We start from the raw sequence: 270 nt of genomic DNA on the forward strand, positions 1-270 counted from the left end.
CTATATTGGTATCGGCAACTGAGCGTACGACATTCTCCTCATAGCACTTAGCGGATTCATTGGCTTGAATAAACATTAGCCGATCTACCAAATCTTGCTGTGAAGGTTGCTCCGATTTTGGCGGATATAAATTTACCAACTCAGGCCATAGATGCTTATCACCCTCTGTTGGATAGTCATAGAACCCTTTGCCATTTTTCTTACCTTCGCGCCCTTGCTCATTAACCAGTGTTTTTAGTATGTCATAAGAAGGGCGCACTACGATTGGCT

At 43.3% G+C, this 270-nt stretch carries 1 pseudogene; it reads right to left on the minus strand.

The window, feature by feature from the left end:
- Nucleotides 1-270, minus strand: a pseudogene (locus AAEY87_RS14000) (3-hydroxyacyl-CoA dehydrogenase); the annotation flags it as partial.

Source organism: Psychrobacter sp. S1-30-MNA-CIBAN-0213, assembly GCF_040309845.1.
In the GTDB taxonomy this organism is placed as follows: domain Bacteria; phylum Pseudomonadota; class Gammaproteobacteria; order Pseudomonadales; family Moraxellaceae; genus Psychrobacter.